The organism is Exiguobacterium sp. s163, from assembly GCF_018617135.1.
Taxonomy (GTDB): Bacteria; Bacillota; Bacilli; order Exiguobacteriales; family Exiguobacteriaceae; genus Exiguobacterium; species Exiguobacterium profundum.
In genome coordinates this window covers 1-25,949 of record NZ_JACSJN010000001.1, presented here as the reverse complement: position 1 = coordinate 25,949, position 25,949 = coordinate 1, and the positions used below count along the sequence as shown (strand labels likewise).

Annotated in this window: 30 protein-coding genes and 2 pseudogenes; 22 read left to right on the top strand and 10 right to left on the bottom strand. The window is 42.4% G+C overall.

Translation table 11 applies throughout. The features are described from left to right. A partial coding sequence (locus tag KNO71_RS00160; protein WP_483298383.1) for a transposase occupies nt 1-284 on the top strand: 284 nt, incomplete at its 5' end. Further along, nucleotides 212-1,129, top strand: coding sequence for an IS3 family transposase (locus KNO71_RS00155; protein ID WP_214687706.1), 918 nt, complete (start codon nt 212-214; stop codon nt 1,127-1,129). The genes KNO71_RS00160 and KNO71_RS00155, both read left to right, overlap by 73 nt. A gap of 62 nt (nt 1,130-1,191) precedes the next feature. On the opposite strand, the gene KNO71_RS00150 is transcribed toward KNO71_RS00155, so the two are convergent. Then, a complete protein-coding gene (locus KNO71_RS00150) occupies nt 1,192-1,911 on the bottom strand; it encodes a peptidoglycan DD-metalloendopeptidase family protein (protein ID WP_211779490.1) in 720 nt (239 codons plus the stop codon). A 237-nt stretch (nt 1,912-2,148) separates the two neighbouring features. Here KNO71_RS00150 and KNO71_RS00145 point away from each other — a divergent pair, with 237 nt between their 5' ends. From KNO71_RS00145 to KNO71_RS00130, 4 genes are read left to right on the top strand one after another with little or no spacing between them, the layout of a single operon-like run. Continuing rightward, a complete protein-coding gene (locus KNO71_RS00145; RefSeq protein ID WP_214687704.1) occupies nt 2,149-2,841 on the top strand; it encodes a cytochrome c biogenesis CcdA family protein in 693 nt (230 codons plus the stop codon). A gap of 37 nt (nt 2,842-2,878) precedes the next feature. Next, nucleotides 2,879-3,685 (top strand): hypothetical protein, encoded by an 807-nt coding sequence (locus tag KNO71_RS00140; protein ID WP_214686848.1) that lies wholly within the window; start codon nt 2,879-2,881, stop codon nt 3,683-3,685. Between the two features lie 52 nt (nt 3,686-3,737). Further along, nucleotides 3,738-5,054, top strand: a complete 1,317-nt coding sequence (locus KNO71_RS00135) for a sensor histidine kinase (protein ID WP_214686847.1) — start codon at nt 3,738-3,740, stop codon at nt 5,052-5,054. Continuing rightward, nucleotides 5,051-5,722 (top strand): response regulator transcription factor, encoded by a 672-nt coding sequence (locus tag KNO71_RS00130; protein ID WP_214686845.1) that lies wholly within the window; start codon nt 5,051-5,053, stop codon nt 5,720-5,722. Before KNO71_RS00135 ends, KNO71_RS00130 begins: the two co-directional genes overlap by 4 nt. Before the next feature lie 60 nt (nt 5,723-5,782). Here KNO71_RS00130 and KNO71_RS00125 read toward each other — a convergent pair whose 3' ends face one another. Next, nucleotides 5,783-6,355, bottom strand: a complete 573-nt coding sequence (locus KNO71_RS00125) for a YdhK family protein (RefSeq protein WP_214686843.1) — start codon at nt 6,353-6,355, stop codon at nt 5,783-5,785. Between the two features lie 188 nt (nt 6,356-6,543). Between KNO71_RS00125 and KNO71_RS00120 the strand changes: the two genes are divergently transcribed. The 6 genes from KNO71_RS00120 (at nt 6,544) to KNO71_RS00095 (ending at nt 9,311) form a co-directional block, all read left to right on the top strand. Further along, on the top strand, nt 6,544-6,879 hold the full coding sequence (locus KNO71_RS00120; protein ID WP_214686842.1) for a hypothetical protein: 336 nt from the start codon (nt 6,544-6,546) through the stop codon (nt 6,877-6,879). Next, nucleotides 6,863-7,417: a multicopper oxidase domain-containing protein gene (locus KNO71_RS00115; RefSeq protein ID WP_214686840.1), complete on the top strand. Its 555-nt coding sequence runs from the start codon at nt 6,863-6,865 to the stop codon at nt 7,415-7,417. The genes KNO71_RS00120 and KNO71_RS00115 overlap by 17 nt, the downstream gene beginning before the upstream one ends. A gap of 69 nt (nt 7,418-7,486) precedes the next feature. Then, complete coding sequence (locus tag KNO71_RS17570) at nt 7,487-8,059, top strand: multicopper oxidase family protein (RefSeq protein WP_214686838.1); 573 nt, start codon at nt 7,487-7,489, stop codon at nt 8,057-8,059. Nucleotides 8,060-8,150: 91 nt separating this feature from the next. Further along, nucleotides 8,151-8,477: a four-helix bundle copper-binding protein gene (locus KNO71_RS00105; RefSeq protein ID WP_214686835.1), complete on the top strand. Its 327-nt coding sequence runs from the start codon at nt 8,151-8,153 to the stop codon at nt 8,475-8,477. Nucleotides 8,478-8,796: 319 nt separating this feature from the next. Further along, entirely contained in the window at nt 8,797-9,129 is a 333-nt protein-coding gene (locus KNO71_RS00100; protein ID WP_214686834.1) for a PRD domain-containing protein, read from the top strand. Next, on the top strand, nt 9,126-9,311 hold the full coding sequence (locus KNO71_RS00095; protein WP_029336154.1) for a diguanylate cyclase: 186 nt from the start codon (nt 9,126-9,128) through the stop codon (nt 9,309-9,311). The genes KNO71_RS00100 and KNO71_RS00095 overlap by 4 nt, the downstream gene beginning before the upstream one ends. A gap of 339 nt (nt 9,312-9,650) precedes the next feature. Here KNO71_RS00095 and KNO71_RS00090 read toward each other — a convergent pair whose 3' ends face one another. Further along, nucleotides 9,651-10,133 (bottom strand): hypothetical protein, encoded by a 483-nt coding sequence (locus KNO71_RS00090; RefSeq protein ID WP_214686833.1) that lies wholly within the window; start codon nt 10,131-10,133, stop codon nt 9,651-9,653. Between the two features lie 208 nt (nt 10,134-10,341). Next, on the bottom strand, nt 10,342-10,926 hold the full coding sequence (locus tag KNO71_RS00085; RefSeq protein WP_214686831.1) for a hypothetical protein: 585 nt from the start codon (nt 10,924-10,926) through the stop codon (nt 10,342-10,344). A gap of 235 nt (nt 10,927-11,161) precedes the next feature. On the opposite strand from KNO71_RS00085, the gene KNO71_RS00080 reads away from it, so the two are divergent. Both KNO71_RS00080 and KNO71_RS00075 read left to right on the top strand, forming a co-directional pair. Further along, on the top strand, nt 11,162-11,569 hold the full coding sequence (locus KNO71_RS00080; RefSeq protein ID WP_214686829.1) for a helix-turn-helix domain-containing protein: 408 nt from the start codon (nt 11,162-11,164) through the stop codon (nt 11,567-11,569). Nucleotides 11,570-11,583: 14 nt separating this feature from the next. After that, nucleotides 11,584-12,339: an ISL3 family transposase gene (locus tag KNO71_RS00075; RefSeq protein ID WP_214686826.1), complete on the top strand. Its 756-nt coding sequence runs from the start codon at nt 11,584-11,586 to the stop codon at nt 12,337-12,339. A 54-nt stretch (nt 12,340-12,393) separates the two neighbouring features. Here KNO71_RS00075 and KNO71_RS00070 read toward each other — a convergent pair whose 3' ends face one another. The 4 genes and pseudogenes from KNO71_RS00070 to KNO71_RS00055 form a co-directional block, all read right to left on the bottom strand. After that, nucleotides 12,394-12,873: a TVP38/TMEM64 family protein gene (locus KNO71_RS00070; RefSeq protein WP_214686824.1), complete on the bottom strand. Its 480-nt coding sequence runs from the start codon at nt 12,871-12,873 to the stop codon at nt 12,394-12,396. Nucleotides 12,874-13,016: 143 nt separating this feature from the next. After that, complete coding sequence (locus KNO71_RS00065; protein ID WP_214686822.1) at nt 13,017-14,177, bottom strand: D-alanyl-D-alanine carboxypeptidase family protein; 1,161 nt, start codon at nt 14,175-14,177, stop codon at nt 13,017-13,019. A gap of 25 nt (nt 14,178-14,202) precedes the next feature. Next, entirely contained in the window at nt 14,203-15,654 is a 1,452-nt protein-coding gene (locus tag KNO71_RS00060; RefSeq protein WP_214686820.1) for a UDP-N-acetylmuramoyl-L-alanyl-D-glutamate--2,6-diaminopimelate ligase, read from the bottom strand. A 199-nt stretch (nt 15,655-15,853) separates the two neighbouring features. Further along, a pseudogene (locus KNO71_RS00055) lies at nt 15,854-16,279 on the bottom strand (YdhK family protein); the annotation flags it as partial. Nucleotides 16,280-16,509: 230 nt separating this feature from the next. On the opposite strand from KNO71_RS00055, the pseudogene KNO71_RS00050 reads away from it, so the two are divergent. The 5 genes and pseudogenes from KNO71_RS00050 to KNO71_RS00030 all read left to right on the top strand — a co-directional run bounded on the left by KNO71_RS00050 (nt 16,510) and on the right by KNO71_RS00030 (nt 21,193). Continuing rightward, nucleotides 16,510-17,213 (top strand): annotated as a pseudogene (locus KNO71_RS00050) (cytochrome c biogenesis CcdA family protein). Between the two features lie 38 nt (nt 17,214-17,251). Further along, nucleotides 17,252-17,797: a thiol-disulfide oxidoreductase ResA gene (gene resA, locus KNO71_RS00045; protein ID WP_214686818.1), complete on the top strand. Its 546-nt coding sequence runs from the start codon at nt 17,252-17,254 to the stop codon at nt 17,795-17,797. A 356-nt stretch (nt 17,798-18,153) separates the two neighbouring features. Continuing rightward, on the top strand, nt 18,154-19,035 hold the full coding sequence (locus KNO71_RS00040; RefSeq protein ID WP_270810962.1) for a F510_1955 family glycosylhydrolase: 882 nt from the start codon (nt 18,154-18,156) through the stop codon (nt 19,033-19,035). Nucleotides 19,036-19,134: 99 nt separating this feature from the next. Then, complete coding sequence (locus tag KNO71_RS00035) at nt 19,135-20,538, top strand: sensor histidine kinase (RefSeq protein WP_214686816.1); 1,404 nt, start codon at nt 19,135-19,137, stop codon at nt 20,536-20,538. After that, nucleotides 20,516-21,193, top strand: coding sequence for a response regulator transcription factor (locus KNO71_RS00030; protein ID WP_214686813.1), 678 nt, complete (start codon nt 20,516-20,518; stop codon nt 21,191-21,193). The genes KNO71_RS00035 and KNO71_RS00030 overlap by 23 nt, the downstream gene beginning before the upstream one ends. A gap of 59 nt (nt 21,194-21,252) precedes the next feature. Here the strand turns inward: KNO71_RS00030 and KNO71_RS00025 are convergent, their stop codons facing one another. Beyond that, nucleotides 21,253-21,585: a four-helix bundle copper-binding protein gene (locus tag KNO71_RS00025; protein WP_214686812.1), complete on the bottom strand. Its 333-nt coding sequence runs from the start codon at nt 21,583-21,585 to the stop codon at nt 21,253-21,255. A 272-nt stretch (nt 21,586-21,857) separates the two neighbouring features. Between KNO71_RS00025 and copZ the strand changes: the two genes are divergently transcribed. The 3 genes from copZ (at nt 21,858) to KNO71_RS00010 (ending at nt 25,645) form a co-directional block, all read left to right on the top strand. After that, nucleotides 21,858-22,061, top strand: coding sequence for a copper chaperone CopZ (gene copZ, locus KNO71_RS00020; protein WP_029336157.1), 204 nt, complete (start codon nt 21,858-21,860; stop codon nt 22,059-22,061). A 137-nt stretch (nt 22,062-22,198) separates the two neighbouring features. Then, nucleotides 22,199-24,337, top strand: a complete 2,139-nt coding sequence (locus KNO71_RS00015; RefSeq protein WP_270810968.1) for a heavy metal translocating P-type ATPase — start codon at nt 22,199-22,201, stop codon at nt 24,335-24,337. Nucleotides 24,338-24,685: 348 nt separating this feature from the next. Further along, nucleotides 24,686-25,645 (top strand): IS30 family transposase, encoded by a 960-nt coding sequence (locus tag KNO71_RS00010; RefSeq protein WP_214686810.1) that lies wholly within the window; start codon nt 24,686-24,688, stop codon nt 25,643-25,645. 96 nt (nt 25,646-25,741) lie between these two features. Here KNO71_RS00010 and KNO71_RS00005 read toward each other — a convergent pair. Then, nucleotides 25,742-25,949: YolD-like family protein (locus tag KNO71_RS00005; RefSeq protein WP_214686808.1), on the bottom strand; the 208-nt coding region annotated here is incomplete at its 5' end.

Below are 25,949 nucleotides of genomic sequence, written 5' to 3'. Positions count from 1 at the left end.
GGGCAGTGGTGAGAGACAAACTAAGTTGTGAGTTGACGACTAGAGAGATTATGGAGAAACACGGAATCAAAAATGAATTCCAGATTCACACATGGATGAGATGGTATCGGTCCAATGAAATCTATCGATTCGGCCAACCGATCGGTAAGCAGTACACCTACGGACTCGGTCCTGATTCCGCCAGCGAGGATGACAAGAAAGAGCGTCAACTATCCCACCTGAAGACGGAGAACGAAATCTTAAAAAAATTCATGGAGATCGAAAGAGAGTTGAGAAAGAAGTAGTCCTAAAGGTTGTAGAGCTCCTGAGGAGCAAATATACAGTCACGACAATCCTACGTGTGATAGACGTTCCGCGGGCAACCTATTACCGTTGGGCCAGAGAACCGGTGAAGCACCCTTCGGTGCTAGAGCAAACAATCGTCGCAGTATGTAAGCTTACAAAGTATCGATATGGACATCGAAAGATAAAGGCCCTGTTAGAACAAACCTATGAATTGGCATCAAACCGGAACACCGTACAGAGAATCATGAAGAAGCACCATCTCCAGTGTCGGATCAAACCCAAACGAAAATGGAAGTCTCAGGGTGAGAGTATCGTCATTGCCCCTGACCTTCTCAAGCGAGACTTCACTGCCAGTAGACCGAATAAGAAGTGGATGACGGACATCACCTACATCCAATACGGGGGCACGACGAAGTACCTCTCCACGATCATCGACCTATTCAACAATGAGATTGTTGCCTATAAGCTATACGATCATCAACAGACGCCCCTCGTCATCGATACGTTAAGGATGGCGTTGGAGAGTCGGAACAATCCCGAAGGGGTTATCATCCATTCAGATCAAGGAAGTGTCTATACATCATATGCCTTTCAAGATTTCGTAAAGAGGAAGTATCTGACGAGCAGCATGTCTCGAAGAGGCAACTGTTGGGATAATGCGGTGATCGAATCGTTTCATTCGAACTTGAAGTCTGAGGTGTTCCAGTACGTCAAGTTCAACTCGTTAAGCGACTATGAAGTGCGTGAGCGGGTGAATAATTACTTAACTTACTACAACGAAGAACGTATCCAAGAAAAATTAGGCTACCTCACACCGATAAAATATGGCGTGGCGGTAGCCTAATCAAGGTATTTTTATTAGTGTCTCATATAGCTAGGTCAGTCTAATCTTTTCTTTTTTTTAGGTTACAAATAGTTCATTGGGTTGACACTATTCGCTGCAGAATAACTGCTGTATTTATAACTGTTTTTATGAATCTCAAAGTGCAAATGATTTCCGAACGAGTTTCCTGTATTCCCAACTGTTCCAATCTTCATACCTTTAGAGACTGTCTGACCACTTTTTACCGAAAGGCTGTTCATATGAGCATAAACGGTTACGTATTTTTGATTCTGTAGACTATGTGAAATCATAACGTGTTTACCGTATGCACCGCTGTTTTTAGATGTAATGACTTTTCCACTGGCAGAAGCGTAGACGGGTGTGCCTTTTGCTGCAGCTAGATCAACGCCATTATGGAATGTATAACCGTAAGCACCATTAGAGTTTCCGTATCCTTGGGTCAGCCGACCTTCTGTAGGAGAAGCAAAAAGAGAGTTATTATATGATGTTTTTTTGGCAACGTGGCTCTTATATTTTTTTAGGTAAGAACTATAGATATACCGTGTGTTTCCTTTGTAAAGTACTTTTGTCCAAGCTCCTTTTTTTCCTAAATAAGAAAAGGTCTGCCCAGTGTTAGTGATGCCGACAATTTTGTGATTAAGAGAAGGACCAGTCCGAACACGAAGATCGTCTGTCTTCACTTTTACGTTATATGCACTACTTGCTTCGACTTTTGGACTATGCATCGAAAAAGTTGTTGTGAGTAAGACACTAGAAGCGATAAGTATTACCTTGTTTTTCATTAGTTGTACTCCTTTAAAGATAAAGATACAGTGACGAACGATTTGTTAAAAGGAGTATAGCATCACTATATTACAAAAAAGTATATCAAATTCATTTCAAAAATTGACAAGAGATTTAATCAAAAAATGCATAGTTTTTTCACAAACGGATTTTATGATAAAAATTAAACACATTTCTTTTTTATAAATATTCCAAAAAATAGATTTATTTTTTGTGTGTAGGAAAAATTTGATGGAATTATCTTTTTTGTTAGCTTTTGGGCAGGGTTTTTATCTTTCATTTCGCCATGTTGTCTGGCTTTATATCCCGTTTTTTTATCTTACATTACAGAGGTTTCAGTTAGAGAGTTAAAAGAAAATGAAAAGTGGAACTGGAATGGAGTTCCCCATACATTAGTTTTCCTACTTGGATTTTCGAGCGTATTTTTAGTGATGGGTTTTTCAACGTCATACTTGGCTGATTTTTTTATAGTGTATAAAGATGTTTTACAGATGAGCGGTGCACTTATTTTATTCATATTTGGTGTTATTCTAACTGGTCTATGGACTCCAACATTTTTACTTAAAGAGCGAAGATTGAACTTAGGAACAAGAAAGCGTGGCTATATCGGAACGCTTTTGGTCGGAGTCGGATCAGCTGCTGGATGGACTCCTTGTACAGGACCAATTCTCGCTGGAGTTATTGCTTTGATTGCCACAAATCCTGGTAATGGATTTTTATATATGCTCTTTTATGTTCTAGGTTTCTCCATTCCATTTTTCTTAATGTCGTTTTGGGTCGGGAAATCAAGATATTTAATGAAGTATTCTTCAAAGGTTACAAAAATAGGTGGAGGGTTTATGATTTTATTAGGTATCATATTGTATTTCGATGGTCTAACGAAACTAACTACAATATTGATTGATTTTACAGGGTTTAGAGGGTTCTGACGCTCTATTTTCTATTTCAAGAGGAGATGCATCGTAAATGTTTCGTAAAAATGTCCTGATGATGGGAGTAGAGGAAAACTGGAAAGTGATGGAGAACATAAAACAACTTAAACCCTCAGGTATAGATATTCATATTTCTTCAAAAGAAGGATGGGTTCGAAAGCTACTTCCTGATTTTAAATATTTTGATTCATTTTCAAAAAAAGAATCAGAAGAAGGGTATATTAGTAATCTCATTGAATATTGTACTTCTCAAAAAATAGGCTGGATTATTCCTTTAAGCGAACAAGAAGCAACTACGCTATCGAAACACAAGTTAAAAATGAGAGAAAATAACGTAATGTTTATAACATCCTTTGATTTGGATAAAACAATACTTCATGATTCATTTTCGGTTCAAGGTAATACCTTTACTTACTCTTTTGACCAAATAAAGAATGCGCCTGAAGGTGTAAAGCTGGGGAAAATTGATGCATATATCGATTATCGATCTGATGAAGTGATTTGCTGTTTTATGAGAGAAGAGTATGAACGGTACCAAGATACTGTTCTTTCATACGAGGTGTTTGCCAACTCGATTTTAGAGGAGTGCGTAGCAATAATTGCTCAAAGGCTTAATATAAAGGGTTCTTTTTCTTTCGATTATCAACGTGATTCGGAGGGGATGTATACGATTACAAAAATAGAATGTTTCATGACGCATTCTACTCGTGAGGCTATTTTTAAAGATTATGATTTCGCTAATTATTTGTGGAGCAATATTCAAGGAATTGTCCTTTTAAAAGAATCAAATGATAAAAGCTCTTTTGTGTATCGCCTAAATGAAGAATACTTTCTTTTCTAAATCTCAACAGTTTGTTTTTATATGTAATCATCTTAAATGAGAAAGGTACTTTATGAATAAACTTTCATTTAAAATAACGTTATTTTATTTTTTCGGGATTCTCATGATTTTCATTCTCTCATCTGCTATTGTATACAACATTCTTGAGCATCAACAAGTAGAAAGTGAACTGGAGAGCCTTCAAGAGAGAGGCAATAGTCATCGAGATGTTCTTTCCACTAACTTCGACAAGCAAACAGTTGAACACGTTGTTTTAATGGAGGAAAAGGCGATGACTGATGTGATTATCTTAGACAAAAATAATCAAGTCGTCGATTCATCTAACGACGCTGAACAATTTTTGAACCTGGATTGGATTCAAAAAAAGGATGGAATCGTAGAAGGTAATTGGAGAGAAGGCAAATTTTTAGTGACGGTGAGTAATATTGAAGATGGCGGTCAAATAATCATGTTAGAGCCGACGAAGTATATACAGCATTTGATGGGGGAATTGAAACAACAAGTAGTGTTCTCTCTATTCTTGTTAGTACTTTTTCTATTAGTAAATGTTTATTTTTTGAGTTATATCATTATAAAGCCACTTTTATCAATGAAAGAGGCGACGGTAAAGTTAAGTCAAGGCGAGGTGCTGAAAATCAGAGAAGCTGAGAGAAGCGACGAAGTAGGAGATTTAGCACGAGCGATCACTAAGTTATCTGTTGATTTACGTCACATTCAAAATACAAGAAAGCAATTTCTGACTTCAATCACACATGAATTGCGTACGCCGATTACCTACATCAAGGGATATGCAGGACTCCTCAAAAAAGACGAATCGAGATTTGGAGATATTATCTATGAGGAATCCGAAAGACTTCAAGAACTGATTGAGGATTTGTTTGAACTTGCTAGATTGGAAGAGCCACATTTTCAAATAGATCCTCAGATTACAGAGATGAATGATTTCTTAAAACAGATCAGTGAAAGAATAATTGTTAAATTTGAGGAGAAACAAGTGAAATTAATTCTTCAAATTAATAAAACTCCCATCTACAAAGAGATAGACCAAGCTAGATTCGATCAGGTTCTCTTAAATTTACTGGATAACGCGCTAAAATATACACATGCGAACAAACGCGTATTTTTAAAACTTGATGAAAACTTTATTGAAGTTACGGATGAAGGTGGTGGTGTGGATGAACAATCACTCCCGTATCTTTTTGATCGTTTTTATCGAGTAGATTCTTCACGAAATCGTGAAACAGGAGGTACTGGGCTCGGTCTGGCTATCACGAAAGAAATAGTTGAAGCGCACAAAGGGACCATCGTAGCTATTAATGTAGAAAACGGGCTGAAGGTTGTCATTGACTTGAGGGGGATTCCAGGATGAGAACCATTGCTTTGGTAGATGATGAGAATCGAATGTTAGAACTGATCGAACTGTATCTGCAAGACAGTTATACCTGTATTAAGCTGAACAGCGGAAAAGAGATATTGAACTTGATTGATGTAGATGAGCCTGACTTAATCATATTAGATGTGATGATGCCTTTAATGGATGGTTTTGAGACTTGTCAAAGGATAAGAGAAGTTTCGAATGTACCAATCATTTTATTGACAGCACTCGACGGAAAAGAAGAAATCGTAAAAGGATTGCAACTGGGAGCAGATGATTACATTGTGAAACCGTTCGACGAGGCGGAATTGAAGGCAAGAATTCAATCGATTTTCAGACGAACTACAGTTTCTTCAGGATCAAAAATCGAATCGTCGGGTCTAATCTTAAATGAAGACGCCCATGAGCTGTATTACGATAATCATTTAGTCAAAGTCACACCAAAAGAATTTTCATTACTTGCTAAATTATTAAAAAATCCAGAACGTGTCTATTCAAGAGAGGAACTGCTCTCAAGTTTATGGTTAGCAAATGAGTGGACAGATGAACGAACGGTCGATTCTCATGTAAGAAACTTAAGAGAAAAGCTTAGGAAACTCGAGTTTCCTATTGAAGAACACTTTCGCACAGTATGGGGAATTGGTTACAAGTGGGTTCCTTAAATAAGGAGAAAGAAGACAAGAGAGGAACGGTTAAAAAACCGTTCCTCTCTTGTATATCGTTTATTCTGCAGATAGTTCGTCTTCAGTCACCCATTTATGATTTTTCACTTCTTCACCTGTAGTCGATTCAAAATCAATCATATACACTGTTGTTTGCTTAGCTGAATCGATAGTGGCCGTAGCGTCCTTCATTCCTCCCATATGATCCGCGTCTACTTTTACTTCATCGCCTACTTCATAAGGAGATGACTTGGCATCTACAATCTCTTCTTGAATAATCCATTTATGATCCGTGACGCGTTTCCCGCCATTTGTAGGGTCATAAGAAATGCTATAAGCAGTAGTATCATAAGCACCTACAATTTTAGCCTCAGCCCCTTTCATGCCTTCCATATGTGCTTCTTTGATCATCGCCATGTCGCCAACTTTAAATTTAGGGTTTTTAGCCTCTTGGAGCCCTTTCGGAACCTCTTTCGATCCAGACATGTCCATCGTCGAATGATCCATACCATCCATATTTTTATCCATGCTTCCTGTTGATTTAGAATCATCACTATTGCTTCCGCACGCAGCGAGTGCTAAAGAAAGCGAAGCAGCCATAGTTGTCATAATAATCTTTTTCTTTAATTTCATAAAAATTACCTCCAATTGCTTTTTTATGCTTTCCATAGACTCTATCACATAAATTTGCAGAAACATTGCAGAGAGCAGAAAAGTAACACATTGAAAAAAAACTATAAAATTCATGGGTAGAAAGACATAGTTCTTTCACAATCATTCTTTAAGTTAAAGATAATAATTGATTGGAAGGAATGATCCATATGAAGATAACATGGTTAATCGCAACTATCGGTATCTTCACTCTCATGATTATAGTGGGCGGTTCGTATTTACTTCTTACCCGAGGTACTATGTCAAACAACAAACAGCACATGGGATCTATGATGAATGGAGGAAACACTACTACAAATCAGAATATGATGGAAGGTATGGGACATGGTGCGAGTGTCGATTTAAAATCAACTGAAGAAAAAGAGCGACGATTAAACATCCCTAAGATACTAAAAGCCGATCGTGAAACCAAGAATTCCATTCAATACACGATTGTCGCTAAACAAGGGGAAACAAAGTTCTTTCGAGATGCTAAAAAAAACTAAAACTCTAGGATATAACGGAAATTATTTAGGTCCTGTAGTGGAGTTAAAAAAAGGGAAAACAATAACAATCCGTACGGTGAATCGCTTATCAGAAGCCACTACATCCCATTGGCACGGTCTTGTTGTACCATCATCCGTAGATGGTGGACCACATCAGGTCGTGAAAGCTGGTGAGACGAAGGTAGTAAAGTTTAAAGTGAAGCAAAATGAATCGACATTGTGGTTTCATCCACATCCAATGGGTAAGACTGCTGAACAAGTATACAAGGGGTTGGCAGGATTGTTATACGTAAAAGATGAAAAAACTAAAGAGACGATGCTACCTCATAAATATGGTGAAAATGATATTCCATTAATTCTTCAAGATCGAAAAGTTAAAAATAGGAATGTCCTTGAATATGCTGATGTAGAAAAAATAGATGGGGCTTTAGGCGATACCCTCCTCGTAAACGGAACGATTAATCCGTATTTTAACGTGAAATGTTCGCAACTTAGGGTCAGGTTGATAAATGGTCCAATGCACGGAACTATGCAGTGAAGTTATCTGACGGCTCATCCTTTAAAAAAAATTGCTGATGATGGTGGTTACATCTCAAAAGCGAAAAACGTGAAAAAAATTGAATTAAGTCCAGGCGAACGTATAGAGGTATTGGTAGATTTTTCAAAAAGAAAAATTGGTGAGACTGTTTCATTTGAAACGAATGGAGTAAGGGTCGTTAACTTCAAACTGAAGGATAAACAAGGGGCGAACCTAAGTGCATTGGCGCTGAAAAATGGATATGAAAAGCCGCTAAAGACCTTGTCTACAGTGAATCAAAAATTAACTCTTTTCGGAATGGGCAAAAATGTTGAAATCAATGGGAAAAAGTTTGATAAGACGAGAATTGATATTAAGGCGAAACAAGGAGAATCGGAAATTTGGGAGGTCTATAATAAAAAAGACATGATGGGTGGAATGACTCATCCCTTTCACATTCATGGAGTCCAATTCAAAGTATTAGAGCGAAACGGACAGAAACTGGATAATCAAGAAACAGGTCTAAAAGACACTATCGCTATAAAACCAGACGAACGAGTTAAGATTCAGATGACTTTCAAGGAAAAAGGGGTATTTATGTACCATTGCCATATCCTTGAACATGAAGAGAACGGAATGATGGGTCAGTTGAAAGTGGACTAAAAAATAGGTGAATGTTTTCATCTTTTCTTCACAAACTAAGGGAATAGGCTTTGTGTAAGTCAAAAAAGACGGAAAATGGAGGTATTTTAGAATGAATACTGGACAACAAGAAATCTTAGGTGCCCTACACAACTGTATAGTGACTTGTAATGAATGCTTTGATGCGTGTTTGAGTGAACATCATGTTTCTTCGATGGCAGAGTGTATACGTCTAGACAGAGATTGTTCTGAAATTTGTAGTCTTTTAGTACAAACTATTTCTCGAAACAGCAGCAATATTGATGTTCTTGCAAGAAGCTGTGTTGAAATTTGTGAAAGATGTGCCGACGAATGTTCGAAACATGATCATGATCATTGTAAAAAGTGCGCTGAGGCCTGTAATGAATGTGCAAAAATCTGTCGTAAATTAATTGCTTAAAGCGAAGTGTTAAAAATGAAGGAGCATCTATGTCGCCATGCCGAAAAAGGTATGAGCTAAAAAGCTGATGCTCCTTTATCTATAAAAACTACGGTACTTAGTTATGAAAAATTTCATAACCTTTATAGACCAGTAGTATGGTGAGAAAAAAGAAGGATACATAGAGAGTAACGATTAAACTCTTCATAAATGCTTTCTATATAATCAACTCCATCCTATAGTTTGAGTTGATTATATAGAAAGTTCGTGAAAATAATGAGGAAATAGATTGACAATCATTTATTATTAAAAAATTCTAATGTAAGAGGTGGTGGCTAGGATGGATAAAATATTAATTGTTGATGATGAAATAAGAATGAGGCAATTATTAAGACTTTATCTAGAACAACAGGCATCTGTGCATGAGCTGGAAGCACTTCTACAACGAATCGATGTGAAGGACATCGAATTGGCCGGCGATATTCTCCAACTTTATGAAACTGAAGTAGGGAATACGGTCAACAACATGGCTCTCCTTGGACTAGGTGATCACATTAATTTTGCGGTCGAACGTGCGCGAAAAGGGATGAACTTCCGTTCTGCGTTAGAGTGGGAAATTAAGCAGTTGTATGCGAAAGAGTACTCGGTCGCATCGGCGGAGATGAGTTCGTGATCCTTTCGCCTTATCCTTTGGACTTCAAGAAAGCGACATTTAAATACGAGCTCTCAATCGGAGATGTGCCGGTGACGCTCGATGCTTCAATTGGAGAAGCTGCTTATCCGACAGACGGGGACTCACTAGAGACACTGATTTTGGTCGCAGATGATGCGATGTACATACAAAAATATACATGATTGAGTCACGACATGCCATGACTCGACAACAAAAGAGAGTGTACACGTTTCGACGTCGAAATGTATACACTCTTTTATATATCCATCAAAGTGGAGTCGAATCGATTGTCTGGAAAGCACTCTGTCCCTTTAGAAATATACACATCTCAAAGTATTGTCGTCGCTTTTGATTATATATGACCATATATCATTTTTTTGTATACAAAAATCTAGATTGATCAGGAGAGGTAATTATCGAGATTAGGCGGTACGAGCGTAAGGTTAAGAAGGGCTCGATGAACGCATCAAGGACTCTTCCAACAACCGAGACTCTTCTAATAGTTCTTTTAACGTATTGCTCTACGGGTTCAATGAGATTTGAGTATGTCCGATGCTTCCAAAACTGAACGAACGCTGCATCAATACACCCAGGAATGTCAGCTTGTCTGTACTCGTGTAAAACGATACGAATTCCGGGTCGTCGCTTAGCCTCGCCAGGAGGGCAGCCTCACGTTCTTGAGGGGGAAGTTGTTGAAAGACTGGATCACCGATCGATTGATAATAGGCGTCACAAGCGTAAACTAGTGTAAATTTAAGTTCGAGAGCAGCCGCGTGGTCATAGATGAGTTCAAAATGGCGAAGGTCGTTGTCATTCACTTGTGACAGAAGATGTAAGAAGAAAGCGGACTCACTATTCGCAGCGAGTTCTGGCCGGGCGAACACTTTCGCAGAGTAGATGGCCAATAGAATGGTCGACTGATAAGAGTGATTGGTCTCCGAAATCTCTTTGGCACGGGCGATGAACAGTTTGACGACATCATCGCGTGTCTTGAACTCATCCATGAGTCAGGACATGTTCTCGAGGGTCATATCGCCCTCCGAATACAGTTTCCATGCAAGATAGTCCATGAAGCGGTGTCGGTATCTCACATAAGGAGACTTTTCGAGCTCATCGGAAAGACTGACCGAGAGAAGTTTGATTGGGTTAGTTGCTATTTCACAAGCAAGGGCTCCGTAATGACCGAGTGGCACAGCAGACTCTAAAACAAGTTTAGGGGCATATTTGACGACTTTGCGGATTGGTTTTCGTTTCTTTCCCATATAGCATCCTCACACCTTCCTGTAAGGGCTGGTCAACAAACGATTGGACGTCAATAGTGGCCGAACAATTTTTTGAGAGACCTCCACTTCGGCGGGTAAGCATTGCTGCCGCTATAGGAACTAGTCTCCCCCCCTTCTTACAGACCTCCAACTTCCACTGGGTCCCATCGTGAGTGATTGTTTCTGTTTCTACGAACAACTCCGGCCAGAGATGCGTCTTAAAAGAATTGAATTTCTTTAAGACTTTTGCAGAGTCATCCTGGTTGTACCAACCGGATTCTATCCGTTGTTCCTCGCCAAACGTTTGAAGGATCAAGAGTTCTCGTTTAACGAAACCGTTCGAATGAAAAGTCAAAATGGACTCGTTATAAACGCCAAAACTCCCGATCCATAGCGTCACTTTCATGATAGGGTCTGTTAGTGTTAATTCACTAAGCGGAATGGTTGGCTCTAAAGCTAAAGACTGACGACGTTTGTTCTTTAACTCTGACTCCTGAAATTCCTTCTTGTCGAGAGAATCATCTTTTTTGTGCATCCTAATTCCTCCCGTTACATAAGTTTGATGTTGTACGAAAGTCATTTGTAATGGAGAATTACATAACTGTGTAGAATAAAGGAAGTAATTATCCGAAATGACTTTTCATGGGCTCATCACCATAAGGTGTGGTTGACACATAAAATCCATCGGATTTTGAATTGAACATAGAAAAAAAGCGAAAACCCCGGTGTCGTAATTGTTGCTTAGACAAACCACGATTGGAGTTTTCGCTTTGCCCCAACAGTTTATCAAATTACCTCTTCCACTTCCAGCCCTTTTTCAGATCCAAATGTCGTCAGACGAAGAACCAAACGTTTTTCCGGTCATCCCGGGTCAACATGACATCCCTTGTCCGCTGTGCCAGAGAAAGACCATCCTGCATTCGAAAAAGCGGCGTCGCTTTCGACACGGTCATGCGTGGAACGTCGGTGTACTCTGGATCGAACTGGATGTCCCACGTCAAAGATGCAGCTCTTGTGATTTGACGTTCGTGTATGACTACGCTCTCGGGCTCGTCCGCACTTCCACCGAGGTTTTCCGGAAAGGCATCGCAAAACGTTGCCACGGACGGACAATCTCAGATGTCGCACGCGAGTACGGCCTCCCTTATACGACGGTGGAGCGCTGGTTCTATCAGTAGCTTCGGTGGAGACGATGGAGCGTGCAACGCATGTCCTGGTCGACGAGTTCGCCACAAGAAAGGGGCACCACTATGCGACGATTGTCCTCGATGCCAAGAGTGGCCAGCTTCTGTCCATTGTCCCGGGCCGGGACGTGGCAGCCATCACGGCAGCACTTCAAGGCATATCCGAGGATATCCGTTCTGTCGTCAGTGATTTTGCACCGGCGATGGCGAAGGCCATCAACCATGTCTTCCCGGAGGCAGAACATGTGCTGGACCGGTTCCACCTCGTCCAGTTCGTCACGGACGCCCTTCGCCGACGGCGTCGTTTTTTGAACGAGGCAAGACGCCATCACCACGTTCGCGTGATCGATCGTTCGCTCGCGCGTCGCCCGGAAACACTGACTGGGGAAGACCGGGAGGTCGTCCGTTCCTGTATTCAGGAAGATCCATTCATTCGGAACCTCTATCAAGGGCTCCAGCATATCCTGTATGTGCTGAAGGCGACGTGCGAGATACAGACGCAACGGCGGCTGTCGGACTGGTTGGACCGTTATCAGTTCCATCCGTGCGGGCCCCTGGCGAAGATCGCGAAAGCAATCCGGGTCCGGGAGCAAGCGATGCGCCAGACCATCGTGTCAAGGCTGTCGAACGGGAAGATGGAAGGGACGAACAACAAGATCAAGCTCATCAAACGCCGTGGTTATGGCTATCGAAACCTCGAACGATTCTTTTTAAGATTGCGCCTCGAGATCGGTCGTCAAAATAGCAACCACGAGTTATGGTGATGAGCCAGAAAAAGAGGATGAATTTATCGAAGTTTTCTCAAACAGGGGGTAAAATTACAAAGAATTTTTTCTTTTGTTCTTTGCCCAGATCACTAGAAACGATAGAAAGATCAAAATAAATAAGCCGTACTGATAACCGGGAGGTATGGATTCTACAAGGCCATAAACAACAGCCACTTCAAGAGAAACGGCCGGAATTTTACCGATGGTGCTGGCAATAATGAATAAGCCACCTGGAATGGGCGTCAAGGCCGCCCCTGCTGTTACCAGACCTGATGGGACAAAAGGAATTAAACGCAGCAAGATGATTGCCCAGAAGACGCGGCTTATTGAAGAACTCTGGATGTACCTCCAGAACGGCCGCTTTAACCACTTTGGATTAACTTTTGAAAACCCATATCGATATAGGTAAAATCCGACGATAGCGCCAAAAATCTCCCCCGACAAAGAAAGGATGACGCCAATGGTTAACCCTAAAGAACTGATATTGAGAGACGTGAGCAAAAAGCTTGGGAAAAAGCCAACTGCACCCATACTTATGTTGAAAATGAGAAGCAGCAGAAATTCTAAAACGGGGAACTGAGTGTTTATGATATAATCCGCCTCCTGCGCTGTTTAAAAAATTGATGGTATATAAAAGTTCAGTTGAATGAAATTTTAAGATAGAGAAGTGCGTTCTATATCCGTTTTTTTCGAATTCGGTAATACACTAATCCTGAAAAGCCAACGACGAGGAGGAACAAATAGATTGAACTTAAAATCCCAGGTGGGAAAAATGTGCGAACGTCTTCAGAATTAGAAGGAAGGTTTGTCTCAGAAGCACTGACAACGGGAAACTGATAAGAAGACAAAAGAGTGCCATCCTGATCAGTAATCCTTAATAGTCCATCTTCTTTTACAGCGATTGTCACTTGCTCATCTGTTTGGTGTGTATAAAAGAAATCGCCTGGCGTAATGTATTCCACATCACCGGCAAAAAAGCTGCTTTCTTTCGGAATGCTCACTGTTTTAAAATTTTCAAATCCAAAATCCAAAAGTTGAATAGTGTCAGCATAAGCTTCTGCCTCTGTGTCGCTTTTTAAGGTGACGACAATTAAATTCAGGTTTTCTCTTTTGGCTGTCGTGGCCAGCGTGACGCCTGCTTCTGGCACAAACCCGGTTTTACCACCCGTAACGCCTTCATAAGGTTTTTCCCTTAATAGTTTGTGGTGGGTATAAAGCATGGTATCCCAGGATTCACCGTTCCAGGGCAGTTCTTTTGTTCCAAATATTTTCATGAATTCATCGTTCTTCATCGCATATCGGGTTAACTTCGCTAAATCTTCGGCTGTCGTAACATGCTCGGGATCAAAAAGACCGTGAGGATTTTCGAAGTTCGTATTCCGCAGGCCAATTACATCTTCTAAATATAAATTCATATCAGCAGAAAATAACTCAACGCTGCCGCTAATGTGTTCAGCAATGGCGACGCCGGCATCATTTCCAGAGTTGACTAAGAGGCCCAGCAACAGTTTTTCTAAAGTCACTTGTTCTCCCTCTTCCAAATAAACACGGGTGCCTTCCGTATTGCGTGCTTTTTTACTGATGGTTACAACATCATTTAATTTTCTGTTTTCAATTGCATAAATGGCTGTGGCAATTTTTGTTAGGCTGGCAGGATACATCTGCGACTGTGCATTTTTTTCATAGAGGATTTCTCCAGTCGTTGCTTCCATGACAATAGCTGCTTCACTGGATACGTTTGGCAGGGAAGGGTCATCAGTTTTACTGAAAACGGACGAAACGATTAAAGTGTTGATCATGATTAAAATGGTTGAAACAACACTTAGTTTTTTCATAACTATTCCCTCCTGAGTGATTATTTTAGTTCTGCTTTATTATATAATTGACGGTTTCCCGGTCCGAATCAGTCGGTAAATGAAAGGTTTGCTGGTATTTCTCGTGTCCTTTACCGGTAATCACAATCCAGTCGCCTTCCTTGCTTTCATGGATTGCTTGCTGAATGGCGAGTGTACGGTCTGGAACGATGCTGCCTTTTGAGTTGCCGTATGTTTCATTTAGTTGGTTTAAAACTTCCAGCATATCTCCTGGAGAAACATTGTTCAGGTCGTCCAACGTTAAAATGTAGCGGTCACTCATTTCAGCAGATATGGATAGCATGTGCTTTCTCTTGCTGGCATCTCGATTTCCACGAAAGCCGAAAATATGGGTTATTCGTTGTGCCCCTTGTGATTTTGCAGTTTCCAGGCAGTAAGAGATGGCATCCGGAGTATGGGCATAATCCACAATAACGATCGAGCCCTTGGCCAGTTTCGTGATCTCAAAGCGTCCATCGACTCCCTTGAAATGGTGAATGGAGTTTAAGAGCTTTTCTTTGGGGATACCCAGCAACAATGATGTTCCGTAGGCCATTAAGGTGTTATACATATTGTGCATTCCGGTCATGGCAGCGACCATTTGATACGTTTCGTTACTTTCAATCACCCGCATAGTGGAGGACAGTGAATGAAATTTTGCAACACGCAGGTTGCATTCAGTGGATGTGCCAATTGCATAAATCGGTTTTCCCTTTGTTTGCAGGATTCCACAGAGCTTTCGTCCCCACTCATTATCTGTATTCACTACAGCAATCCCATGTTCTTTCATCTGATTGAACATTGTAAGCTTCGCCTGAAAATATTCTTCCATGGAACTGTGATAATCCAGGTGTTCATGGTGAAGATTGAGGAACAAGCCGTAATCAAATTCAATGCCTTCTAACCGATACTGGGCCAGTCCATGAGAAGAAACTTCCATAATGACGACCTCATCCTGACTGAGGGTCAACAGTTTATGGAGAGCGAGTGAATTTGGTGTGGTGTTCGAGCTTTTCATTTTTTCGCCATTGATAATATTTTGGTTGGTACCGATGACAGAACAACTCATACCGTTGCTTTCCAGAAAGTGCTGGAGCATATAGCTCGTCGTCGTTTTTCCGTTGGTGCCCGTAATTCCAATCATTATTTTCTGGTCAGATGGACGGCCATAAAAATTCCTGGCCAGGATGCCAAGCGCTTTCCGGCTATTTTCCACCTGTAAATAAGGGACACCTAACCGGGTAATTTCTTGTTCTCCGATGACAAGGGCTGCCCCTTTTTCAATTGCCTGGTCAATAAACCCGTGACCATCAATTTCAAATCCTTTAATAGCAACAAACACAAAACCTTTTTCCACATCGCTTGAGTTATCGGCAATCCCCTTGATGTCTAATTCTAATATTCTGGAATCTAATCGGGAGATTAGACCGGATTCGTTCAAAAGCTGATTTGTTTTCATAGATTTGGTGACCTCTCTAAAACTATTTAAATTTGATTTATTCTATTATAAAAATGTTGAAAAAATGTGCAGAATTTATACGGGAAGCCTAACTACTAAAACTTAATGTTTTTGTAATACAAACGAAATCGAATCCTTTATGAACCATTACAGATAAAAACCCGGGATCTTGTTGACAAGATCCCGGGTTTTGGCACTTTTATTCGGGTGACAGTTCGCTTTCAGTCACCCATTTATGATTGGTGACTTCCTCGCCTCCGGTGGTCGGGACGAAATCAACCATATAGACGGTCGTTTCTTCGGTAGAATCAACCGTAGCCGTTGCGCCGTCCATTCCCTCCATATGGTCAGCGGCAATGGCCGCTTCATCGCCCGTTTCCAATGGTTCATCACCTGGATTTTCCAATTCTGCGTGAATCACCCATTTGTGATTTTCAACCGGCTCGCCTCCGTCCGTCGGCGTATAGGTCACTGCATAGGCGGTTGTATCATAAGCCCCGACAATTGTGGCTTCAGCACCTTTCATGCCTTCCATATGATCGGTTTCAATAATCGCCTGGCTTCCAACTTCAAAGGTTGGATTTTCGGCTTCCTGCAAATCATCCGGGACTTCACCTGAACCGGAATAGAAGAAACTGCACAGAAAATCAAGAATTAATCGGTAAACTGGATTGGTTGACGTCTTCTGGAACGGTTAAGCAAGCACGGGGAAGTAGAAGTTAAGAGAGGGGCTGTATTTAATTTTACATACCTTGAAATTCCCCGAGTCTTATATAGAAAATTTCAGTTGATTCCTTAAGGGATACAAAAATGATAAAGAAGAGGATTCAACTTACTGTAATAGGAGGTGTACAAGTGGCGGAAATTAGTTTGTATCTTGCCTTTGGCGCAAGGCTTTTATCATTTATCTCTCCATGCTCCCTTCCTTTGTATCCGGCTTTTTTATCCTACCTTACTGGAGTTTCAGTCAATGAGTTAAAGACGGGCAAGGGAATGATGAGGAGCACGGCTTTGATTCATACGGTTCTATTTTTGATAGGTTTCTCCATCATTTTTTAGCGTTGGGCTTGTCGACTTCGCTTATCGGAAACTTCTTCTTGGAATATCAAGTTCTTCTACGTCAATTGGGCGCTATTTTGATGGTGTTTTTTGGCTTGGTCCTAACCGGTATTCTGAAATTCGACTTCCTGCTGACGGATAAGAAATTACAGTTCCAGAAAAGGCCCTCCGGATACGCGGGTTCTGTTCTGATCGGCATTGGCTTTGCAGCTGGATGGACCCCGTGTACCGGTCCCATACTTGCAGGAGTTATTGCACTCGGAGTAGCGGATCCGGACAGTGGCTTACTCTATATGCTGTTTTACGTTCTGGGATTTTCCATTCCTTTTCTCTTGATGTCGTTTTTTATTGAGAAAATGACTTTCTTGAAGAAGAGCGCTCTTTTCATGTCAATAGGAGGAGCATTAATGATTCTGATGGGCGTTTTACTTTACTTTGACATGCTGACAGAAATCATCGCTTTTTTATCGCAATTTACGGGTGGATTTACAGGGTTTTAATGGACTCAACCCAGCATCTAGGAAGGACGTGACAGTGTATGGCTGCTAAAAAGGATAAAAAGAGAAATCGCTTGATTATGAGGACAAGTATTTTGTTGATTCTGGTTGTCGCTATTGCATTTACCATCTACAACGGATTAACAAAAGAGAAAAACGAATTGCTGCAAGTTGGAGATTCGGCACCCGATTTTGCGTTGACGGATTTGAACGGGGAACGGCATCAGCTGTCTGAGTACAAAGGGCAGGGGGTGTTCGTGAACTTTTGGGGTACTTGGTGCAAACCGTGCGAAAAAGAGTTCCCGCTGATGGAAAAGCAGTACCAGGTATACAAGGATCAAGGTGTGGAGATACTCGCTGTCAATATTGCGCAATCCGATTATGAAGTGAGACAATTTGCTGAACAGCGAAATTTAACGTTCCCGATTGTTATCGATAAGGACAAAAGTGTTATGGAAGCTTATAATATCCGTCCATTGCCGACTACTCTGTTAGTCAATCAAGAGGGCAAAATCGAGAAAATTATTACGGTTGAAATGTCCGAAGAGGATATCGCGAGTTATATGGAACAGATCAAACCGTGCTGATACCTCTGAATTTCCCAAGCATAATGCGGGCCACGTTATTTTGAAAAATGCTGCAAAGAAAAAACGAGAAAAAAACATTTCTTTAAAGTGGACTAACCAAAAGAAAAGAAATGTCAGGTGTAGAAAATTTATAAATAATAATCAGGCAAAGATCCTCCACCGGACCGATTGGAAGGATTATTCCTTTTGGGTCAATTGGAGAGGGAATGGATTACCTGTTTTGAAATCAAGATATCTGCACAAAAAGTCGAAACTTTTTCGTTAAACTTTAAGAATGTTATACTTATAAAAAATAAAAAATAAAAAATGACATATTCGGAGGGCATCTACATGAAAAAAAGAGAATAGGAACGGCAGTGCTGTCGGCTTTTCTTTTGCTGGCAGGCTGCAGCAATGATACAACGGATTCATTTGAAGTGCCGTTTGAAGGGGAACTGAACCATGTTCATGGGATGGGTTATGCAGGAAATGAGAACGGACTGTATTTTGCCTCGCATACCGGGCTGAAAATTTACCGGGAGGAGGGCTGGTTCGAAACGGCGGATAATTTTCATGATTATATGGGCTTTAATGCAACAAATGAAGGATTTATTACGTCGGGCCACCCAAGTGCAGACTCAGAATTACCCAATCCCCTAGGGATACAGCGAAGCATCGACAGCGGTAAATCGATTGAAGAGATTGCATTTCAAGGAGAAACGGATTTTCATGCCATGGCGGTGGGATATAACAGTAACGACATTTTCCTAATCAATCCGGCCAAGAATTCCCTATTGGAAGCCGGCGTATATAAAAGCGGTGATGAAGGCGAATCATGGAAAACTGTGAAGGCTGAAGGGCTGGAAGGCGAAGTGACTTCGCTCGCTCTTCACCCGGCTGACTCAAACTTCGTCGCTGCAGCTACGGCTGCAGGGATTTATTTCTCACGGGATGGCGGAGAAAATTTTAAAGCCATTACAGACGGAAGTGAAACAGGCACAGCGGTGCATTTCACCGAAGACCATTTGTACTTCGGAAGCTACGGGACAGCGGCGGCTCTGGCGAAGTATACTATGGAAAATGAAGAACTCGAGCCGGTGGATACACCGGACCTTTCACAAGATGCCGTCGCTTTTATTGCACAAAACCCGATGGATGGAATGGAACTGGCGATCTACACATTTGAAGGCAATGCCTACTTGTCGGAAGACGGATTACAGACCTGGAAAACGCTGCTGGAAGAGGGAAAAACCAAGTAGAAACCAGCTAGCCGTTTGAAAGACGAACCGAATCCAACAGCTTTCGGCAGCAGTCTTTGTCTTGATTGCTGCTAACCAATCGACTTAAAGAGGGATGCCATGTTAAACAGGCTTGCATTGAAAATAGGTTTGCTGTTTTTTGTGTTTATTATCATCATTGAATTGGTTTTGTTTCTAACCCTGTACGTTACTTTTGTCAATGAACGGGTGGATGAAGTCATGACCAACCTGCTTGCAAGAGGGAACACCCACAGCGAAGTATTGGAAGACAATTTTGAACCGGCGACATTGAACCATGTGGCGTTGATGGAATCGGCCTCCGATTTCATCGTCATCATCACGGATGCAGATGGCAACGAATTGACCCATTCCGATCTGATTGAACCTGAAATGAGGGAAGTGTTGGAACACACCGATTTTGATGAGGTTCTGCAGGGAGGGAAGGTCGTGGAAGAGCGATGGGACAAAAAAGAGTTTATTGCGACGGACAGCCCAATCACCATTGAAGGAGAACATAGAGGCCACGTGTTCATGTTTGCGGAAACCAATCATATCAAAGGGATGGTCAGTCATTTGCGAAACCAATTCCTGATTGTTGGCCTGATTGCTGTCGGGTTGACCGTCATCACAATTTTTCTGCTATCCCGATTGATTACGTTGCCGTTGATTCGGATGAAAGAAGCGACGGAACAGTTAAGCGAAGGGCACCACGAGGTCAGCCTGAATATTGGCCGAAACGATGAGTTGGGAGAGCTGGCGAACGCCATCACTGCTCTATCCAGTGACTTGGAACATTTAAAAAATGAGCGGAATGAATTTTTGGCGAGTATTTCGCACGAGTTGCGGACGCCGTTGACCTATATCAAAGGATATGCCGATATCGCGAGCCGGCCGGATGCATCCGAGGAAGAGAAAAAGGAATACATTGGCATCATCCGGGAAGAGACGGCCCATTTGACGGAATTGATCCGGCAGCTGTTTGAGCTGGCTCAGATGGATCATAACCAGTTCACCATTCAAAAAGAGGAATTTTCACTGAAGATGCTTTTTGCATCCGTCGTTGCCTTGGTTCGGCCAGCTTTTGACGAGAAACAGATTTCATTGGCTGTCCATTGTGAACATGAGATTGTCGCCTTCATTGATCCCGAACGTTTTCAGCAGGTATTGCTGAATGTCTTGGACAACGCCCGCAAGCATTCTCCTGAAGGAACACAAGTGGTATTACAGGGAGTCCAAGATAAAGGTACCATCACCATAAGCATCCGTGATGAAGGAGAGGGCATACCGGAAAAAAATCTTCCTTTTGTCTTTGAACGATTGTATCGGGTCGATAAATCCAGATCCAGACAGTACGGAGGAAGCGGTCTTGGCCTGGCGATTGCAAAAGAAATCGTCGAATCGCACGGTGGTCTCATGACGCTTCAAAGTGAGTACGGACAAGGGACAACCGTCCTGATAGAATTGAAAAGGGGGGATTCGCTTGCAGAAAGTGCTGTTGATTGATGATGAACAACGAATGCTGGATTTAGTGGCTTTATATTTGAAGCCGCATCAGTACCTCTGTAAAAAAGCACTGGGAGCTCATGAAGCCCTCGACTATTTGGAATCGGAACCTTTCGATCTCGTCTTACTGGATATCATGATGCCGGAAATGGATGGCTGGGAACTGTGCCGCGAAATCCGGAAATTTTCGGATGTGCCAATCATTATGCTGACGGCGCGGGAACAACAGGAGGATATTGTTAAGGGATTGAATATCGGGGCGGATGATTACATCACAAAGCCGTTTAATGAAGATGAGTTGCTGGCCCGGATGGGGGCGCTGCTTCGCAGGAGAACTCCGAAAAATACCATTGAAGTGGACGGTTTGGTGTGGGACGAAGACCGGTTTGAACTTACGTACGGCAAACATATCATCAAATTGACGCCAAAAGAATTTCTGATGGTGGGCCATCTGATGAAGAATGCCGACAAAGTGTTTACGAGGGAGCAGCTGATCCAGTTAATTTGGGGATTCGACTCAGAGACGGAAGGGCGGACCATCGATTCGCATGTGCGAAATGTTCGGGAAAAAATCCGCCAGTCCGGTTTTCCGGTCGATGATCATTTTCTCACGGTTTGGGGAATCGGCTACAAATGGATCCATGAAGCAGAATGATGCTTGATAAAAGAAAAGGTCCGTCGGAAAATATTTCCGACGGGCCTTTTTGAGTAAGGTTATGCGGCGTTACGGCAAGCTTCTGCACATCTACGGCAAGCTTCCGCACAGCGTCTGCAATGTTCATGATGATCGGCGTGCTTCTCACATTCCTCTGCGCAAGCTTCGCAAATGGTTGCGCAAGCGGCTGCCAGTTCGGAAACGAACGGTGAATTGTGAGTAATGGCATGTTCCAAAAATGCACAAATGTCCGCGCATTCCCGGTCGAATCGAATGCACTGTGCTAGCATCTTCACATCGTCTTCCTGCAGACAAGCGTCAAAACAATGGTTACATTCCGCTGCACAATCATGTAATGCCCGAATCAATTCCTGATGTTGTTCGTGAGCCAAGTTAAAACCTCCATTTCTTATTTTTGCTTCATTTACTGGATTTCCCTCTCCTTTCCAAACTAAACAGAAATACCGAAACTCCATAGAAACTGCACATTTTATAGACAAGTAATCAAATATTAAAATCAATGGTGCGGTTTTTTTGGGGGGTCATTGTGAACTTCTAAATTAGAGTCATGGAAACAGCGATAAAGTAAAATGATACTAAACACTTGATATACCCTATCGGGGTATGTTAAGTTTAAGGAAATATTACTTTAGGAGGAATAATAATGATTGAAACATTAAAAGTACAAGGTATGTCCTGCGGCCACTGTGCAAACTCGGTTGAAACGGGCGTCGGTGAACTCGAAGGGATTTCATCTGTGACAGTTGATCTTAAAAAAGGCGAAGTGGCAGTAGACTATGATACTGCCAAGACATCATTAAACGAAATTCAGAAAGCGATTGAAGAACAAGGGTATGACGTCGTATAAGGGTGCTTTCACAGCACACTTTACTTTTAAATGAAATATACCCCCGCGTGGTATATTCGGCAAGAACTTTGTGAATGTTAAGAATGTAAATAGGGTTAAATAGGATAAGAACCACTAGTTTGGAGGAGGCGCACTGAATGGCTAAAAATGATAAAGACCATCACCACCATCAAGACGAACAGGTAGATCACAGTAAAATGGATCATTCCAAACATGTTGGGCATTCGTACCATGAAGACCAAGTGAAAGAAGGCATTCAAGACGACAGCAATCCTGCCAAAATTCATGATGATCATGCCCATCACAATCATGGTGGCCACGATCATAGTGACCATGGACATCACCATCATGGGAATTTCAAAGAAATTTTCCTGAAGTCGCTGCCCTTGGGCATTGTCATTCTATTATTGTCGCCGATGATGGACGTTCGGCTTCCTTTCCAATTTACTTTTCCATACTCGGATATTGTGGTCGCTGTATTAGCAACTATCTTATTGGTTTATGGCGGAAAACCCTTCTATCAAGGTGCAATCGCTGAATTTAAGGAAAAAGCACCGGGTATGATGGCCCTTATTTCATTAGGGATATCCGTTTCCTATTTGTATAGCATTTACGCCGTGCTGGCACGCTACGTAACCGGCGATCACATCATGGATTTCTTCTTTGAATTCGCGTCCTTGCTGTTGATCATGCTCCTTGGACACTGGATCGAAATGAAGGCTATCGGAGAAGCAGGAGACGCGCAAAAATCGCTCGCCGAATTGGTGCCGAAAGATGCACATGTGGTATTGGAAGATGATTCGATCGAGACGCGTCCCGTAAATGAGCTGAAAGTCGGAGACCTTGTACGGGTTCAGGCCGGAGAAAACGTCCCTGCCGATGGCATCATCAAAAGAGGCACCTCGCGGATCAATGAAGCTTTGCTGACGGGGGAATCTAAACCCATTGAAAAAGGAGCCGGAGACAAAGTGATCGGCGGTTCCACGAACGGTGCAGGCATCATATATCTTGAAGTACAGGAAACCGGCGACCAATCGTTCATTTCCCAAGTACAAACCCTGATAAGCCAGGCGCAGGATCAACCTTCAAGAGCTGAAAATCTGGCTCAAAAAGTAGCCGGCTGGCTGTTTTATATCGCCATTGTGGTGGCTTTCCTCGCTTTTGTCGTTTGGCTGTACATTGCTGACATTCAAACCGCTGTTCTTTTTACGGTTACGACATTAGTCATTGCATGTCCACACGCTCTCGGCCTTGCCATTCCGCTGGTTATTGCACGAAGCACCAGTTTAGGTGCAAGCCGCGGGCTGTTGGTGAAAGACCGCGAAGCATTGGAGCTGGCAACTAAGGCTGATGTAATGATACTGGATAAAACGGGTACATTGACTACTGGCGAATTTAAAGTTTTGAACATGGAAACACTGGATGGTCAACATACCGAAGCCGAAATCGCGGCGTTAATGGCAGGGATTGAAGGCGGGTCCAGCCACCCAATCGCCCAGTCAATCGTCCAATACGCTGAGAAACAAGGGATTCAGCCTGTCCACTTTGATTCGATTGATGTTGTGTCGGGTGCGGGTATAGAAGGAAACGCCAATGGCCGCAAATACGAATTGATCAGCCAAAAGGCACTTGGAAGAGATGTAGCGGTGGATGTTCCCAAAGGGGCAACATTAAGTATACTAGTTGAGGACGGGAATCCGATCGGTACGGTCGCATTAGGCGATGAATTGAAAGAAACGAGCAGAACGCTGATACAGGCATTGAAGCATTACAATATAAAACCGATTATGGCTACAGGTGACAATGAAACGGCTGCCCAAGGAGTAGCAGAGGAACTGGGCATTGAATACAGAGCCAATCAATCACCGCAAGATAAATATGGTTTAGTGGAATCACTGAAAAATAATGGACAAACGGTTATCATGGTCGGCGATGGCGTCAACGATGCACCATCCCTTGCAATAGCAGACGTTGGGATAGCAGTCGGTGCCGGAACTCAAGTCGCCATCGATTCCGCTGATGTGATTTTGACTCAGTCGGATCCAGGCGATCTTGAATCCTTTATCGAATTGGCCAATAAAACAACCAGTAAAATGAAACAGAACCTCGTGTGGGGAGCCGGTTATAACTTTATTGCCATTCCCATAGCGGCGGGTGTTCTAGCCTCCATTGGGATTACGTTGGCTCCTGCCGCAGGAGCAGTTCTGATGTCCGTGTCCACGGTTATCGTGGCTATCAATGCGATGACATTGAAACTAAGAAATAGAGCTGTTTAACACCGTGTTTAATTGTCGTACACGAAAAGTGCTGCCTCCCAAAAGTTGAATTTTCTTTAACCTTGGGGGCACAGTTTTGTATTAGGTTAAAGTCAAACGGAGGTTTGAAGACTTTGGATAATTAAATATATTTTTATAGTTAACATATGAGATATTATCGGAAGAGAGGAAGCCCAAAAGCTTCTTCTCTTTTCTACTTAAATTCAATTAACACAAAAAAGTTTTCAAAAATTGATCATTCATTCATTAATCGCCGATTGTAAAATTAAGCTAGACAATTGAAAAAGCCATTCGTGGTACACTCACAATGTATTTTCCGACCAAAGAAAAACATAGGAGTGATTACGAATGACCTACACCCATCTTACCACGGATGAACTGGTGATGATAGAATCCTACCACCGCCAAAATATACCTGTAGCGATCATTGCTAAGTTGATGAACCGTTCCAGGCAGCCAATCTACAACGTCATCAATTTCCTGAAATCAGGACATACAGCGCTCGACTTCTACACGCAATACAAGAAAAATAAGAAACGCTGCGGCCGGCGGAAAATTGTCCTGCCGAAGAAACAAGTGGCCTATGTTCAAGACAAGGTGGCGCAGGGCTGGACGCCGGATGTCATTGTCGGCCGGGCAGAAACGGCCATCGATTGTTCCGCGCGCACCATCTATCGCATGTTCAAAAATCAGGTCTTTGACGCCGCCACGCTGCCGATGAAAGGAAAACGGAAACCCAATGGACACCAGGAACGCCGGGGAAAACAGGCGTTCAAACGCCATATTTCCGAACGGGAAGCCGACAACCCGTCGTTCAAAAAAGAGTTCGGGCATATCGAAGGCGACACCATTGTGGGTGCCCACCACAAAAGTGCGGTGATCACGCTGGTCGAACGGCTGACGAAAGTCATCATCGCCCTGAAGCCTGCAGGACGCAAGGCTTGCGATATTGAAACTGCGTTGAACCAGTGGTTCCAAGGGGTCCCGAGAAATCTGTTCAAATCCATCACGTTTGATTGCGGCAAGGAATTCTCCAATTGGAAACCGTTGTGCAACCGGCACGACGTCTCGATTTACTCTGCGGATCCCGGCACGTCTTCTCAGCGCGCCTTGAATGAAAACTCCAACGGGCTCCTGCGGAAAGACGGCTTGGCAAAAGAAATGGACTTCAACCAGGTGGATCAAACATTCATTTCGTCGGTGGCCGACAAGCGGAATAACATCCCAAGAAAGTCACTGAATTACCGCACACCGTTGGAGGCATTTTTGAGTCACCTGAATGGAGTCGATCTGTCTAGCTTAAATTGACAAACGGAATGATTTAAAGATATCAGTGTACTGCAACTTTTAACTGATACATCTATAAAAGCAGCAAAGGATTTTTCGTCAGCAACCGCCAGGGCGTTAGTCTATCGATTGTTCGACGTGAATGATTGCCTCGAACGGCACATGGATGATCCCTTCCCTTTGATTGGCCAGCTCGACGGTCCGCTCCATGTAGTTCGTCCGGTGCACGAATCCTCTGAATCGTTTCATCTCCCGCTTCTCCACATATTTTACCTCTACCAAATCTCCGCTGAAGATCGCGTCGTTCAGCACATTCTCATAGACC

Coding starts and splice junctions, on each gene's coding strand:
- KNO71_RS00135 (WP_214686847.1), top strand. CDS start 3,738: ATGAATAAACTTTCATTTAAAATAACGTTATTTTATTTTTTCGGGATT.
- KNO71_RS00100 (WP_214686834.1), top strand. CDS start 8,797: ATGGATAAAATATTAATTGTTGATGATGAAATAAGAATGAGGCAATTA.
- resA (WP_214686818.1), top strand. CDS start 17,252: ATGGCTGCTAAAAAGGATAAAAAGAGAAATCGCTTGATTATGAGGACA.
- KNO71_RS00090 (WP_214686833.1), bottom strand. CDS start 10,133: ATGGATGAGTTCAAGACACGCGATGATGTCGTCAAACTGTTCATCGCC.
- KNO71_RS00105 (WP_214686835.1), top strand. CDS start 8,151: ATGAATACTGGACAACAAGAAATCTTAGGTGCCCTACACAACTGTATA.
- KNO71_RS00085 (WP_214686831.1), bottom strand. CDS start 10,926: ATGCACAAAAAAGATGATTCTCTCGACAAGAAGGAATTTCAGGAGTCA.
- KNO71_RS00070 (WP_214686824.1), bottom strand. CDS start 12,873: ATGGGTGCAGTTGGCTTTTTCCCAAGCTTTTTGCTCACGTCTCTCAAT.
- KNO71_RS00150 (WP_211779490.1), bottom strand. CDS start 1,911: ATGAAAAACAAGGTAATACTTATCGCTTCTAGTGTCTTACTCACAACA.
- KNO71_RS00075 (WP_214686826.1), top strand. CDS start 11,584: ATGGAGCGTGCAACGCATGTCCTGGTCGACGAGTTCGCCACAAGAAAG.
- KNO71_RS00140 (WP_214686848.1), top strand. CDS start 2,879: ATGTTTCGTAAAAATGTCCTGATGATGGGAGTAGAGGAAAACTGGAAA.
- KNO71_RS00065 (WP_214686822.1), bottom strand. CDS start 14,177: ATGAAAAAACTAAGTGTTGTTTCAACCATTTTAATCATGATCAACACT.
- KNO71_RS00130 (WP_214686845.1), top strand. CDS start 5,051: ATGAGAACCATTGCTTTGGTAGATGATGAGAATCGAATGTTAGAACTG.
- KNO71_RS00015 (WP_270810968.1), top strand. CDS start 22,199: ATGGCTAAAAATGATAAAGACCATCACCACCATCAAGACGAACAGGTA.
- KNO71_RS00010 (WP_214686810.1), top strand. CDS start 24,686: ATGACCTACACCCATCTTACCACGGATGAACTGGTGATGATAGAATCC.
- KNO71_RS00035 (WP_214686816.1), top strand. CDS start 19,135: ATGTTAAACAGGCTTGCATTGAAAATAGGTTTGCTGTTTTTTGTGTTT.
- KNO71_RS00125 (WP_214686843.1), bottom strand. CDS start 6,355: ATGAAATTAAAGAAAAAGATTATTATGACAACTATGGCTGCTTCGCTT.
- KNO71_RS00115 (WP_214686840.1), top strand. CDS start 6,863: ATGCTAAAAAAAACTAAAACTCTAGGATATAACGGAAATTATTTAGGT.
- copZ (WP_029336157.1), top strand. CDS start 21,858: ATGATTGAAACATTAAAAGTACAAGGTATGTCCTGCGGCCACTGTGCA.
- KNO71_RS00060 (WP_214686820.1), bottom strand. CDS start 15,654: ATGAAAACAAATCAGCTTTTGAACGAATCCGGTCTAATCTCCCGATTA.
- KNO71_RS00120 (WP_214686842.1), top strand. CDS start 6,544: ATGAAGATAACATGGTTAATCGCAACTATCGGTATCTTCACTCTCATG.